11 protein-coding genes are annotated in these 12611 nt (G+C 63.9%); 7 read left to right on the top strand and 4 right to left on the bottom strand.

The features are described 5' to 3' along the window. The first annotated feature begins 213 nt into the window (after positions 1-213). Positions 214-2133 (top strand): methyl-accepting chemotaxis protein, encoded by a 1920-nt coding sequence (locus DMX12_RS25325; RefSeq protein WP_054882058.1) that lies wholly within the window; start codon positions 214-216, stop codon positions 2131-2133. Between the two features lie 465 nt (positions 2134-2598). On the opposite strand, the gene ggt is transcribed toward DMX12_RS25325, so the two are convergent. From ggt to DMX12_RS25310, 3 genes are all read right to left on the bottom strand, one after another. Continuing rightward, positions 2599-4266 carry a gamma-glutamyltransferase gene (gene ggt / locus DMX12_RS25320; protein ID WP_110679776.1) on the bottom strand — a complete coding sequence of 556 codons (1668 nt, stop codon included), beginning with the start codon at positions 4264-4266 and terminating at the stop codon, positions 2599-2601. A gap of 117 nt (positions 4267-4383) precedes the next feature. Continuing rightward, positions 4384-5280 (bottom strand): LysR family transcriptional regulator, encoded by an 897-nt coding sequence (locus DMX12_RS25315; RefSeq protein ID WP_029887177.1) that lies wholly within the window; start codon positions 5278-5280, stop codon positions 4384-4386. Between the two features lie 121 nt (positions 5281-5401). Further along, positions 5402-5992, bottom strand: coding sequence for an NAD(P)H-dependent oxidoreductase (locus DMX12_RS25310; RefSeq protein WP_110679775.1), 591 nt, complete (start codon positions 5990-5992; stop codon positions 5402-5404). 163 nt (positions 5993-6155) lie between these two features. On the opposite strand from DMX12_RS25310, the gene DMX12_RS25305 reads away from it, so the two are divergent. Continuing rightward, a complete protein-coding gene (locus DMX12_RS25305) occupies positions 6156-6470 on the top strand; it encodes a putative quinol monooxygenase (RefSeq protein ID WP_009683867.1) in 315 nt (104 codons plus the stop codon). Here DMX12_RS25305 and DMX12_RS25300 read toward each other — a convergent pair. Then, entirely contained in the window at positions 6460-7224 is a 765-nt protein-coding gene (locus DMX12_RS25300) for a sulfite exporter TauE/SafE family protein (protein WP_110679774.1), read from the bottom strand. The genes DMX12_RS25305 and DMX12_RS25300 overlap by 11 nt on opposite strands. Before the next feature lie 77 nt (positions 7225-7301). Between DMX12_RS25300 and DMX12_RS25295 the strand changes: the two genes are divergently transcribed. The 5 genes from DMX12_RS25295 (at position 7302) to DMX12_RS25270 (ending at position 12608) form a co-directional block, all read left to right on the top strand. Further along, positions 7302-8204 carry a LysR substrate-binding domain-containing protein gene (locus DMX12_RS25295; protein WP_110679773.1) on the top strand — a complete coding sequence of 301 codons (903 nt, stop codon included), beginning with the start codon at positions 7302-7304 and terminating at the stop codon, positions 8202-8204. A 148-nt stretch (positions 8205-8352) separates the two neighbouring features. After that, positions 8353-8958: a CDP-alcohol phosphatidyltransferase family protein gene (locus DMX12_RS25285; RefSeq protein WP_110679772.1), complete on the top strand. Its 606-nt coding sequence runs from the start codon at positions 8353-8355 to the stop codon at positions 8956-8958. Between the two features lie 30 nt (positions 8959-8988). Beyond that, on the top strand, positions 8989-10743 hold the full coding sequence (locus DMX12_RS25280) for a bifunctional alpha/beta hydrolase/class I SAM-dependent methyltransferase (protein WP_110679771.1): 1755 nt from the start codon (positions 8989-8991) through the stop codon (positions 10741-10743). Further along, positions 10744-12180 (top strand): phosphatase PAP2/dual specificity phosphatase family protein, encoded by a 1437-nt coding sequence (locus tag DMX12_RS25275; RefSeq protein ID WP_110679770.1) that lies wholly within the window; start codon positions 10744-10746, stop codon positions 12178-12180. Then, positions 12177-12608 (top strand): hypothetical protein, encoded by a 432-nt coding sequence (locus tag DMX12_RS25270; protein WP_110679769.1) that lies wholly within the window; start codon positions 12177-12179, stop codon positions 12606-12608. The genes DMX12_RS25275 and DMX12_RS25270 overlap by 4 nt, the downstream gene beginning before the upstream one ends. Positions 12609-12611 lie beyond the last annotated feature (3 nt).

The raw sequence follows: 12611 nt of genomic DNA, 5'->3' as shown, positions 1-12611 counted from the left end.
GGAACCCTGCGGCCGCTTCGCGGCCCTTTCCCACCGGTCCGGCGCACCGGCAAGGCCGCGCCTACAAAAACCCGCACGCTTTTTTTTGCTGAAAAAGCGTTTCAGCTTCCCGCAGCATTGCCGATAACCCCTGCATGAATCAGCGGGCATCCAGAACAATAACGCCTGGCGATCGAACATCAAAAGAGCGAAAACTATTTCTGGAGTGCGTGCATGAACAGCTGGTTTGCCAACATCAGCGTCAACCTCAAACTCGGCCTGGGCTTCGGCCTAGTGCTTGTCCTCACCGGCCTGCTGGCCCTGACTGGCTGGACCAGCCTGGGCAGCCTGATCGACCGTAGCAACTGGATGAGCGACATCGGCCAGTTGAACAAAGACCTGACCGACCTGCGCGTGGCCCGCCTGCAGTACATGATCGCCAATGGCGACGATGCCGCGGCCGCCAACACCCAGGCCAAGCTGAACGCCTTCAGCAAGCAGCAGGCCTACCTGGCCAGTACCTTCAAAAGCCCCGAGAACGTCAAGCTGCTGGGTGAGCTGGGGGAAACCATCAGCGCCTACAAGCTATCGCTGAACAAGATGCGCCAAGGCTACGACGCCACGCGCGCAGCGCGTAGCACCATGGACAGCTCGGCCGCCGGCGCCGACCAGGCCATGGACCTGCTCAGTCAGGAAGTCATGGCCCGCCCGGAAGCCGACAGCGTGCGCCTGGCCCAGTACCAACTGATCAGCCAGGCGCGCCAGCAGTTGCTGCAGGTGCGCATCGACGTGCGCGGCTACATTGCCGACAACAGTGCCAGCAACGAGCAGGCCGCCCTGCGCCAGCTGGATGCGGCACTGGCCAATGTCGACAACCTCAAAGGCCAGATGCCGGGTGAAAGCACACGCCTGCAGCAACTGGAAAGCGCGGTACGGGCCTACCGTGATGCCGTACGCCAGTTCCGCGATGCGGTCGCCAGCATCACCACCGCGCGTGCGGAAATGACCGTACAGGGTGCCGATATCGTCAAGCGCAGCGATGCGCTGTACCAGATCCAGCTGCAGCGTCGCGATGTCGAAAGCAGCCAGGCCCGCAGCCTGCAGGCCATCGCCACGCTGCTGGCGTTGCTGGTCGGCGTGCTGGGGGCGGTGTTGATCACCCGGCAGATCACCCGCCCGTTGCGCGAAACGCTGCTGGCGGTGGAAAAGATCGCCAGTGGCGACCTGACCCAGCAACTGCGCGTTACCCGCCGCGACGAATTGGGCGTGCTGCAGCAAGGCATCGCGCGCATGGGTACCACCTTGCGCGAGCTGATCAGCGGCATCCGCGACGGCGTGACCCAGATCGCCAGCGCTGCCGAAGAACTGTCGGCAGTGACCGAACAGACCAGTGCCGGGGCCAATAGCCAGAAGGTCGAAACCGACCAGGTGGCCACCGCCATGCACGAAATGGCCGCCACCGTGCAAGAAGTGGCGCGCAATGCCGAACAGGCTTCGCACGCCGCCACCGGTGCCGACGAGCAAGCCCGCGCCGGCGACCGTGTGGTCGGTGAAGCGATCGGCCAGATCGAGCGCCTGGCCCAGGACATGCACCGCTCCACTGAAGCCATGAGCCTGCTGCAACAGGAAAGCCAGAAAATCGGCAGCGTGATGGACGTGATCAAGTCGGTGGCAGAACAGACCAACCTGCTGGCGCTGAACGCGGCGATCGAGGCGGCGCGGGCGGGTGAAGCCGGGCGCGGCTTCGCCGTGGTGGCCGATGAAGTCCGCGGCCTGGCGCAGCGTACGCAAAAGTCCACCGAAGAAATCGAAGAGCTCATTGCTGGCCTGCAGCAGGGTACCCAGCAAGTGGCCAGCGCCATGCAAGGCAGCCGCACCCTGACCGACAGCAGCGTGGAACTGGCGCGCAAGGCCGGGGCCTCGCTGGAGAGCATTACCAGCACGGTGTCGGGCATTCAGTCGATGAACCAGCAGATTGCCGCGGCCGCAGAGCAGCAGAGTGCGGTGGCCGAGGAGATCAGCCGCAGCATCCTCAATGTGCGCGATGTGTCTGAGCAGACGGCGGCGGCCAGCAATGAAACGGCAGCGTCCAGCGTCGAACTGGCGCGCCTGGGTGGGCAGTTGCAGACGCTGGTCAGCCAGTTCCGCGTCTGACTGCAAGCCCGGGGGCCGCTGAGCGGCCCAGCGCCGGCAAGCCAGGCTGCCACAACAACGGTGCAGGATCAGAAACAGCGCCGTACCTGTGGGAGATTCTATGGTTTCTGGCAAGGGTAGCCGCAGCATCTTTAGCGCCTGTGAGATCGAGCGCCGCCCGCGCGGCGCATCGCGAGCTGCGCTCGCTCCTACGTTTGTTTCAGGCCAATTATGCCTGTGGGATTTGCGCGCGAACGCTTTGGCGCATGCCTCAATACCGCGCCGTACAAACAAGGCGGTCGCGCGCACCTGGCACAGGGGTTACTGGCCCGAAACAAACGTAGGAGCGAGCGCAGCTCGCGATGCGCCGCGCGGGCGGCGCTCGCTCTAACAGGCACTGCATATCTTGTGGCAAACACCTGTCAGCCCTGATGCGATCCCTGTGGGAGCGGACTTGCCGGCGATCTGGCCAACACAGGAGACAGCCTATTTGACGATCATGCCCACCCCACGCCCCCGTGGATCAGAGGCAGTCTCCAGCTTTGCCCCTTCCACCCGGATCGCCTGGATATCCCCCATCTCCCAGCCCTGGTCTTCCAGCACATACCCCATCTTCTTCAGGCCGTCAGCCACAGGCCCGGTCAACGGTGCATAGCTGTCGAAGTAGATGGTGTCCTTGGGCAGCAACTGATGGTGTACACGCTGCGCCGCCACCGCCTTGTCCAATGGCATGCCGTAGTCATACAGGTTGTTCATCACCTGGAAGATCGAGGTAAAGATCCGCGAACCACCCGGGGTGCCGATCACCAGCTCGACCTTGCCGTCACGGGTCATCAGGCTGGGGCTCATTGATGACAGCATGCGCTTGCCCGGCTCGATCGCGTTGGCATCACCGCCGACTACGCCAAAGGCATTGGCCGCCCCCGGCTTGGCGCTGAAATCGTCCATCTCGTCGTTCAGCAGGAAACCCGCCCCTTTCACCACCACGCCGCTGCCGTAGTCGAGGTTGAGGGTGTAGGTGTTGCTGACAGCGTTGCCGTGCTTGTCGACGATGGAAAAGTGCGTGGTCTGGTGCGGTTCCAGCCCGGGCTTGACCTTGTCAGTGTCGGAAATGGCTTTCGGGTTGACCTGCGCAGCGCGCTTGGCCAGGTAGTCCTTGGCCACCAGTTTATCCACCGGCACTTGGGTAAAGGCCGGGTCACCGAGATAGTCGGCGCGGTCGGCGAACACGCGCTTCTCGATCTCGGCCAGCAGGTGGATGTACTGCGCCGAGTTGTGCGCCACCCCCTTGAAGTCCGCCGCGCGGTCTTCCTTGATGCCCAGCAACTGAGCCAGGGCTACACCGCCGGAGCTGGGTGGTGGCGCGGTATACACCACGTTGCCACGCCAGCTGACGGCCATCGGCTCACGCCATACGGCCTTGTAATCCTGCAGGTCTTGCTTGGTGATCAGGCCCTTGTCGGCCTGCATCTGCGCCACCAGCAAATCGGCAGTCTTGCCCTGGTAGAACTCGCTGACGCCTTTGGCGGCGATACGCTCCAGGGTCTGGGCCAGTTCGGGCTGCCTGAACAGCTCGCCAACCTTCATGTTGCCGAAGTAATCGTTGAAGTTGGTCGCAGTCTTGAACATGCCCTGTGCATCGTTGCGGTACTGGTACTGCTTTTCCGCGACCTTGAAGCCATTTTTCGCATAGCCGATGGCCGGGGTCAGCAGCTCGCTCCAGGGCAGCTTGCCAAACTTGCGATGCGCCTCCCACAAGCCCATTACCGTGCCGGGTACGCCAGCGGCGCGCACCCCGACCAGGCTGAGGTTCTCGATGACCTCACCCTTGTCGTCCAGGTACATGTTGCGCGTGGCGGCCTTGGGCGCCACTTCGCGGTAGTCGAGGAAATACGGCTTGCCGTCGACGAACAGGGTCATGAAACCGCCGCCGCCGATATTGCCGGCCTCGGGGTAGGTCACCGCCAGGGTGAAGGCCGTGGCCACGGCGGCATCGACTGCGTTGCCGCCCTTTTTCAGGATATCGGCGGCGACCTGTGCACCATATTGATCGGGGGCAGCCACTGCACCGCCTTCCAGATCCGCAGCGTAAACCGAGGAACAGCTCAGGATCGCGGTTGCGAGAGCCAGGTACTGAAACGGGACAATACGCATGACACTTCCTTGGTGTTGTTTTTGTCGAGCAGTCAGTAAGACCGATGCGCCTGGACTGTGCAATCAACCGCAGGGCGTTTCGCCGCCCGTGGGCAGGCTTTGTCGCGTTCAGGCAAATCAGCAGGCGTACATGGCCAGCTTGCGCTGGATGAAATCCAGAAAGCACTGAATACGCAGGGCCAGCTGCGTGTTGCGGTAGTACACCGCGTGAATCGGTTGCCGGTAACCGTTGTTGGCTTCACCCAACAGCACCTGCAAGCGCCCGCTGCGAATGTCTTCGTGGGTCATGAAATGCGACAGGCTGACGATGCCCTCCCCGGCCAGCGCCAGCTGGCGCAGGGTCTCGCCGCTGGAAGCCAGCAACGCGGGGCGGATGCCGAAGCGGTCACCCTGGGCATGGCGCAGTGGCCACTGGTTGAGCGAGTCGGGCTGGCTGAAGCCAAGCAGGCAGTGGTTGGCCAGGTCCTCGACACGCTGGGGCGTCCCATGCTGCGCCAGGTAGGCGGGGCTTGCCAGCACCTGCACCGGGCTGCAGCCGAGATTGCGTGCATGCAGGCTGGAGTCGGCCAGTTCGCCGATGCGAATCGCCACATCGGTGCTGTGCTCCAGCAGGTCGATGATCAGGTCGTCGGTATTCAGCTCCAGCTCTATGCCCGGGTACTGGCGGCGGAACTCGCCGATCCACGGCACGATGGCATGCAGCATGAAAGGGGCGGCAGCGTTGATGCGCAGACGCCCGGTAGGGGTCTGGCGGTTCATCGACAGGCGCTCTTCCATGTCGTCCATCTGCTGCAGGATCAACCGCGCGCGGTCGAGGAAAAAACGCCCTTCCTCGGTGAGGTCCATACGCCGGGTGGTGCGATTGACCAGAGTGGTGCCCAGCTTGCCCTCCAGGCGCGACAACGTGCGGCTGACGGCGGACGGGGTCTGGCCCATCTGCTCGGCAGCGGCGGAGATCGAGCCGCAGTCGATGACGGCGACGAACACCTGGAGTTCTTCGGATCGGGTTTTCACATTCGGGCCTGTGATGGGTCTGTGCAAGGATCAGATAATCGCATGTCCAGGCCAAGTGGGCTGCTCCCACCTCACCCGTGGGAGCGGGCCAGCCCGCGAAGAGGCCAGTACAGGCAACCCATCACGCTGCCTTGCCGAACACCTTGTCCAGATGGGCCTCATAAGCTGCCAGCGCCGCCGGCACATCCGGGCGCTTCATCACATCCGTTGCCAGGAAAGTCGGCAGGCCGGTCATCCCAAGGAACTGGTTGGCCTTGTGGAACGGGAAATACACCGCATCCACGCCTTTGCCTTCGAAGAAATCGCTCGGGTCATCGAAGGCCTGCTGCGGCGCGTTCCAGGTCAGCGACAGCATGTATTGCTTGCCGTGCACCAGGCCACCGCTGCCGTACTTCTGCGTGTGATCCGAGCGGGTGCGGCCATCGTTGGCGTAGAGGCTGCCATGGCCTGCGGTGAACACTTCATCGATGTACTTCTTCACCGTCCACGGCGCGCCCATCCACCAGCCCGGCATCTGGTAGATGATCACATCGGCCCAGAGAAACTTCTCGACCTCGGCCTGCACGTCGTAGCCACCGTCGATGAACGTCTGCTTTACATCGAAACCGGCGCGGTCCAGGTGGGCGATGGCCGCTTCGTGCAAGGTCGTGTTGAGGCGGCCATCAGAGTGAGCGAACTGTTTACCACCATTGAGCAGAAGAATCTTTTTCATGCTGGCCTCCCCGGCCGAGTCAAAATTTGATGTCGGCAGGTTAGAGGTTCGATGGGGCGGGATACAGAAGTCACCGGGAAAAATACAATTGACCAGAAGTCACGAATCAACATCACATTATTGCCGTAGAATCGGTTCACCACCCCTCACCGAGTAGCGCCTCATGACTGAGCAGATCGCCTTCATTCTCAAAGCCAAGACCCGCCCGGAAATGGCCGATGCGTTCGAAAACCTGTTCCGCCCTTATGTCGAGCCAAGCCGCCAGGAGCCAGGTTGCATCGAGTACCACATGCTGCGCGACCAGCAGGACCCGAGCCTGTTCGTGTTTTTCGAAGTGTGGGCCGACCAGGCCGCGCTGGATGTGCATTCAGCCCTGCCGCACATGGCCGCCTTCTTCGAAAAACGCATGGACTACCTTGAGCGCGATTTCGATATCCAGCAGGTCGACATGCTCAGCGCATCCAGCGCTAACCGTTGATCAGCAAGTGGCCGCCCAGTGCGGCCAGGCCGATGAAGAAACAACGCTTGAACAGCAACGCGCTGATGCGCTGACGCAACCACTGCCCGGCCAGCATGCCGAGCAAGGCTGGCGCCAGCATCAGCAGTGAAGCACCCAAGGCCTGGCCACCGAGGGCATCCTGCCCGGCCAGGCCAACAGCCAGTGCCAGGGTCGAAACCGTGAACGACAGGCCCAGCGCCTGGATCATCTGCTCGCGGCTCAGGCCCAGGCTCTGCAAGTAGGGCACCGCAGGTATCACGAATACCCCGGTTGCCGCCGTGATTACCCCCGTCACCAGCCCGCACGCAGGCCCCAGCCAACGCTCGTGCGCCGCTGCCAAGCGCAAGCCCGGCCCAACCAGCCCGTACACCGCGTACGCCAGCAAGGCCGCACCCAACGCATGCGCGGCCCATGGCCCGCTGTCGATGCCCAGCCAGGCACTGCCCAGCAAGGTGCCAATGAAGATCAGCGCCAGCATCGGGCCCAGCCGCGCCAGCAACGCTCGCAGGTGCCCGCCGCTGGCCAACTGCCAAAGGTTGGTAAGGGTCGACGGCACGATCAGCAGTGCTGCAGCCTGCGCCGGAGGCATAGCCAGGCCCAGCAGGCCCATCGCGATGGTGGGCAGCCCCAGGCCGATCACGCCTTTCACTGCGCCGGCCAGCAGGAACGTCAGCACCACCAGCAGCGACAGAGCGGGGCCTATGTTGTGGTAGAAAGCGAGCAAGGTATTCATGGGCCGATAATGGCCCGTGGCGGGCAGGCTGAAAATCTGCCATACCCTTAGCCAGACTCTTGCTAAGGCAGAGGCACATGCATTTTGACTTGATCGACCTCAAGCTGTTCCAGCACACCCTGGAGTGCGGCAACATCACCGCCGGTGCCAGCCGCAGCCATCTGTCGCTGCCGGCAGCCAGTGCGCGCATCCGGGCCATGGAAGCGTCGCTGGGCATCCCTTTACTGCAGCGTAACCGCCGCGGTGTTCAGCCGACCCCGGCCGGCCAGGCGCTGTTGCAGCATGCCCGCCTGATTGCCCAGCAGGTCGAACGCCTGCAGTTCGACCTGGGCCAGTACGCGCAGGGGCAGCACGGCCAAGTGCGCCTGCTGTGCAACACCGCAGCACTTACGGAGTACCTGCCCGAACTTGTGGCCGGTTACCTGGCTGAAAACCCCGGCGTCAGCGTGGACATACAGGAACTGCCGAGCCTGCGCATCGTGCAGGCGATTACGCAAGGCATGGCAGACCTTGGCATTGTTTCATCAGCCGCGCCTTTCGGGCACCTGCAAACCCGGCCGTTTCGTGACGACCCACTGGTGCTGGTAACGCCGCCTGGCCATCCGCTGGCCAGCGAGGTTGCCCCCAGCTTCATCGACAGCCTGGCGCATGGTCATGTCGGGCTTGGAGCAGGCAGTGCATTGGCGTTGTACCTGGAGGAACAGGCATTGCGGGAAGGGCGGCGCATGCAGGTGAGAGTGCGGGCCGAAGGGTTTGATGGCGTGATCCGCATGGTTGCAGGCGGGGCTGGGGTCGGGGTGGTGCCACTGGCGGCGGTGAAGCGTTGGCAAGGGCTGTTGCCGCTGCACTGGGTAGCCCTGGCGGAACCCTGGGCCAACCGCCGGTTGCTGGTGTGCGCGCGGGACTTTGCGGCGTTGCCAGGGTATGCGTCGGGGTTGGTTGATCGGCTGATGGGAGCAACTGTCTTGCTCAATTACTAAAAGCTGGCGCGGTCCCTGTAGGAGCGGGCGCGCCCGCGAACACCGGCGCAGCCGGTGCCATGCACTGCGTTGGATTCTTCGCGGGTTTACCCGCGAAGAAGGCTCACACACAATGGCGCCATGACGCCCCACTAAAAAGGACTGTCCAGTGGCCTCGATCTACCAGCTCAAACCACGCTTCCAGGCCTTGTTGCGCCCGGCCGTGCAACGCCTTTACGACCGAGGCGTCACCGCCAACCAGGTCACTGTCACCGCTGCCGTGGTATCGCTCCTGGTGGGCCTGCTGCTGGCCGCCCTGCCGCACATCACCTGGCTGTTCATCCTGGTACCGATCTGGATGCTGCTGCGCATGGCGCTGAATGCCGTCGACGGCATGCTGGCCCGGGAGTTCGGCCAGCAATCAACCCTCGGTGCTTACCTCAACGAACTGTGTGACGTGATTGCCGATGCAGCGCTGTACCTGCCCTTCGCCTTGTTGGCCGGGGTGTCGCCTGCGCTGGTGGTGCTGGTGGTGCTGTGCGCCACCTTCAGCGAGTACGCCGGTGTCATGGGCCCGCTGGCAGGCGCCTCGCGGCGCTACGACGGGCCTATGGGCAAGAGCGACAGGGCCTTCGCCTTCGGCGTGCTGGGCACCGGCGTCGCCTTTGGCCTGCTCGATGGCGCCTGGATCAACGGCCTGTTGCTGGTCATCCTCGCGCTCTCGCTCTATACCCTCTACAACCGGGTTCGCCAGGGCCTGGCCGAAACCCGCTGAGCCTATCGTCGTCGCAAAAGGACGTTGACCATGCGCCAAGCGCAAGCGCTGCACTTCCCCACCCATGACGGTGTCAATCTGCATTACCGTCATTGGCCTGCCACCCGCAACGAACACCAGCCACGCCGCGCCGTGGTGATGTTCCACCGGGGCCATGAGCACGGCGGGCGCATGGCCCACCTGGCCGATGAGCTGGACATGCCGGGCTACGACTTCTTCACCTGGGATGCCCGCGGCCACGGCCGCTCGCCAGGCGCACGTGGCGACAGCCCGGGGTTCGCCACCAGTGTGCGCGACGTGCAAACCTTCATCGAACACATCCAGGCCCACCACGGCATCGCCGAACAGGACCTGGTGGTACTGGCACAAAGCGTCGGCGCCGTGCTGATCGCCACCTGGGCCCACGACTACGCGCCCAAGGTGCGCTGCCTGGTCTTGGCCTCGCCAGCGTTCAAGGTCAAGCTGTACGTGCCGTTTGCCCGCCCAGGCCTGAAGCTGCTGAAGGCCTTGCGCGGCAATTTCTTCGTGAATAGCTACGTCAAGCCGCGCCTGCTCACCCACGACCCTGAGCGGGTGATGTCGTACGTGGCCGACCCGCTGATCAGCCGGCCCATTTCGGTAACCATGCTGCTGGGCCTGTACGAGGCCGCCGACCGCGTAGTGGCCGACGCCCAGGCCATCCAGGTGCCGACCCAGTTGCTGGTGTCCGGGGCTGATTTCGTGGTCGAGCGCCAACCGCAAGAACGGTTTTTCGACCGGCTCGGCAGCACACGAAAGGAAATGCACATACTGCCCGGGTTCTTCCACGACACCTTGGGTGAACGTGATCGGGCCCATGCCCTGAGGCGCATCGAACGGTTTGTCGACCATTGCTTCGCCAGCCCCGCCGCGTTGCCCTCACTGCTGGATGCCGACAAGACCGGGGCCAGTTGCGCCGAGGCAGAAAGCCTGGCTGCGCCGCTGCCGCGCAACTCGCCCCGCGACCTTTACTGGCGCGCCACCCGCGCTGGCTTGAGCTTGGGCAAGGGGCTGTCTGCGGGCGTGAAGCTTGGGTTTGACACCGGCTTCGATTCTGGCAGCACCCTCGACTACGTGTACCGCAACCAGCCGACCGGCAAGGGCAAACTGGGGCGCATGATCGACCAGAACTACCTCGACGCCATCGGCTGGCGTGGCATTCGCCAACGCAAACTGCACGTCGAGCAATTGCTGCGCCTGGCCATCGCCCACCTGCGTGAACAGCAACGGCCCGTGCACATTGTCGATATCGCGGCCGGCCATGGCCGCTATATCCTCGAAGCCCTTCAAGGCCTTGAGCAGTTGCCAGATTCGATCCTTCTGCGCGACTACAGCGAACTGAACGTTCAGCAAGGCAGCGCGCTGATCCGCGAGAAGGGCCTGGCCGACATCGCCCGCTTCGTACAGGGCGATGCTTTCGATCGCCAGAGCCTGGCCACACTTGAACAACCCCCAACGCTGGCCGTGGTTTCAGGGCTGTACGAGCTCTTCCCCAGTAACCAACTGGTGGGCAATTCCCTGGCCGGGCTGGCCGACGCCATAGAGGATGGCGGCTACCTGGTCTACACCGGCCAGCCATGGCACCCGCAACTGGAGATGATTGCCCGCGCCCTCACCAGCCACCGCGGTGGCGAGGCTTGGGTAATGCGCCGGCGCAGCCAGGCCGAGATGGACCAGCTGGTTGAGGCCGCGGGCTTCCGCAAGCTGGCCCAGCGCATCGATGAATGGGGCATTTTCAGCGTCAGCCTGGCACAGCGGGTGCGCTGAGTGAGCCCGCCACGCGAGCACGGGCTGATTCGCCGGGGTGTGTTCTGGCTTCTGCTGCTGGGGCCGTTGTTCTTCCTCAGCTATGGGCTGGCGAACAATTACACGGCTGGGCGCAGTGATGTCGGCAGCCTGGTGTTCGGCTGGGAGCACGGCATGCCGCTGTGGCCCTGGACGATCATCCCGTACTGGTCGATCGACCTGCTGTACGGGTTGTCCTTCCTGCTGCCGCGCACACGCCAGGAAATGGACCGCCACGCGCTGGCGTTACTCAGCGCACAGGTGATCAGCGTCTGCTGTTTTCTGCTGTGGCCGCTGCGGTTCACCTTCGAGCGGCCGGGCCTGGACGGGCTGTTCGGCTGGCTGTTCGACGTGTTGATGGGCTTCGACAAGCCATTCAACCAGGCGCCTTCGCTGCACATCGCTTTGCTGGTGATCATCTGGGCGATGTTTGCCCGGCATGTGCAACGCCAGCCCTGGCGTTGGCTGATGCATGGCTGGATGGCGCTGATCGGGGTGTCGGTGCTGACCACCTGGCAGCACCATTTCATCGATGTGCCCACGGGGGCGCTGGCGGGGTTTGCCTGCCTGTGGCTGTGGCCGCAGCAAGGGCGCCTGCCCTTTCAGGCGGCCCGTCTTGCTCAGGATGCCAAGCGCTGGAAGGTTGCCGCTTGTTATGCCTTGGGCGCGCTGCTGTGTGTACTCCCTGCCGCTGCGATGGGCGGGGCTTGGCTGTGGTTGAGTTGGCCGGCGGTGTCGTTGGGGCTGGTGGCGCTGAACTACACCGTGTTCGGGGCGGGTGGTTTTCAGAAGGGTGATGACGGGCGCTTGTCGCCTGCAAGCCGGTGGCTGCTGGCACCCTATCTGGCGGGCGCATGGCTCAATTCGCGGCTGTGGACCCGGCGCCATCCACAGGCCGACGAGGTGTGCGATGGTGTGTACCTGGGGAGAATCCCAGGGCGCGACACGCAGTTCGCTGCAATTGTTGATCTGTGCGCAGAACTGCCGTGTAACGCAAACCAGTGTAGGAGCGGCCTTGTGTCGCGAAAGGGGCGCGAAGCGGCCCAGGGTTTTCAGCTTCGCAGCAGAAACTGTCGGGGCTGCTCCGCAGCCCTTTCGCGACGCAAGGCCGCTCCTACGACGATCGCGTCAGCCCTTGACTATCAGTGTTTCGCTACCCTGGATCTGATAGCGCCAGACGTTGCCCTGCTACAGCAGGCCGCCAACGCCATCGAACACCTGCGCGCCCAGGGCCCGGTGCTAGTGTGCTGCGCTTTAGGCTACTCGCGCAGCGCCAGCGCCGTGGCCGCGTGGCTGCTGCTCTCCGGCCGCAGCAGCGACGCCCAACAGGCAGAAGCACTGATTCGCCAAGCACGCCCCGGCATCGTACTGCGCAACGCGCATCACCAGGCTCTTCAGCAACTGGGAGCACAGCCATGAACCTGCGCGTGGCCGCCAGCCTGCTGGGCCGAGGGAAACAGCTGGAGCGCCTGTCCGACGGCCTCACCTTGCTCGCCCTGGCGTATGGCCTTTCACCGCTGCTCAATGCCCCACTGCATCCGCTGGCGAGCCTGCTGTGCAGCGTGCTGCTGGTGCTCGGCGTGTTCCACAAATACTGGGCCATCCGCGTGGCTATCGATGCCGAACTGTTTGCCCACCTGGCCAATAGCGCAGACCTGCCGGCTGACACCCAGGCCCTGGACCGCGCCCTGTTCGAACTGAAACTCAAACCACAGGCCACCGACGGCCGCGCCTGGCCTGCCCGCAGCCGGGCCGCACTGGGCCTGTTGCGCCGTCAGGCCGTATGCCTGGGCCTGCAGCTGTCGCTAGCCTTGGCTACCCTGCTGACACTGCCTTTGAAGGGATGACCA

It is taken from the genome of Pseudomonas sp. MB-090624 (genome assembly GCF_003205245.1).
GTDB classification, from domain to species: domain Bacteria; phylum Pseudomonadota; class Gammaproteobacteria; order Pseudomonadales; family Pseudomonadaceae; genus Aquipseudomonas; species Aquipseudomonas juntendi.
This window is presented reverse-complemented; position numbering and strand designations above follow the sequence as displayed.

What these genes read in the sequence shown, in the direction of transcription:
- DMX12_RS25310 (WP_110679775.1), bottom strand. Translation starts at nt 5,992, where the DNA reads ATGAAAAAGATTCTTCTGCTCAATGGTGGTAAACAGTTCGCTCACTCT.
- DMX12_RS25270 (WP_110679769.1), top strand. Translation starts at nt 12,177, where the DNA reads ATGAACCTGCGCGTGGCCGCCAGCCTGCTGGGCCGAGGGAAACAGCTG.
- DMX12_RS25280 (WP_110679771.1), top strand. Translation starts at nt 8,989, where the DNA reads ATGCGCCAAGCGCAAGCGCTGCACTTCCCCACCCATGACGGTGTCAAT.
- DMX12_RS25295 (WP_110679773.1), top strand. Translation starts at nt 7,302, where the DNA reads ATGCATTTTGACTTGATCGACCTCAAGCTGTTCCAGCACACCCTGGAG.
- ggt (WP_110679776.1), bottom strand. Translation starts at nt 4,266, where the DNA reads ATGCGTATTGTCCCGTTTCAGTACCTGGCTCTCGCAACCGCGATCCTG.
- DMX12_RS25305 (WP_009683867.1), top strand. Translation starts at nt 6,156, where the DNA reads ATGACTGAGCAGATCGCCTTCATTCTCAAAGCCAAGACCCGCCCGGAA.
- DMX12_RS25325 (WP_054882058.1), top strand. Translation starts at nt 214, where the DNA reads ATGAACAGCTGGTTTGCCAACATCAGCGTCAACCTCAAACTCGGCCTG.
- DMX12_RS25300 (WP_110679774.1), bottom strand. Translation starts at nt 7,224, where the DNA reads ATGAATACCTTGCTCGCTTTCTACCACAACATAGGCCCCGCTCTGTCG.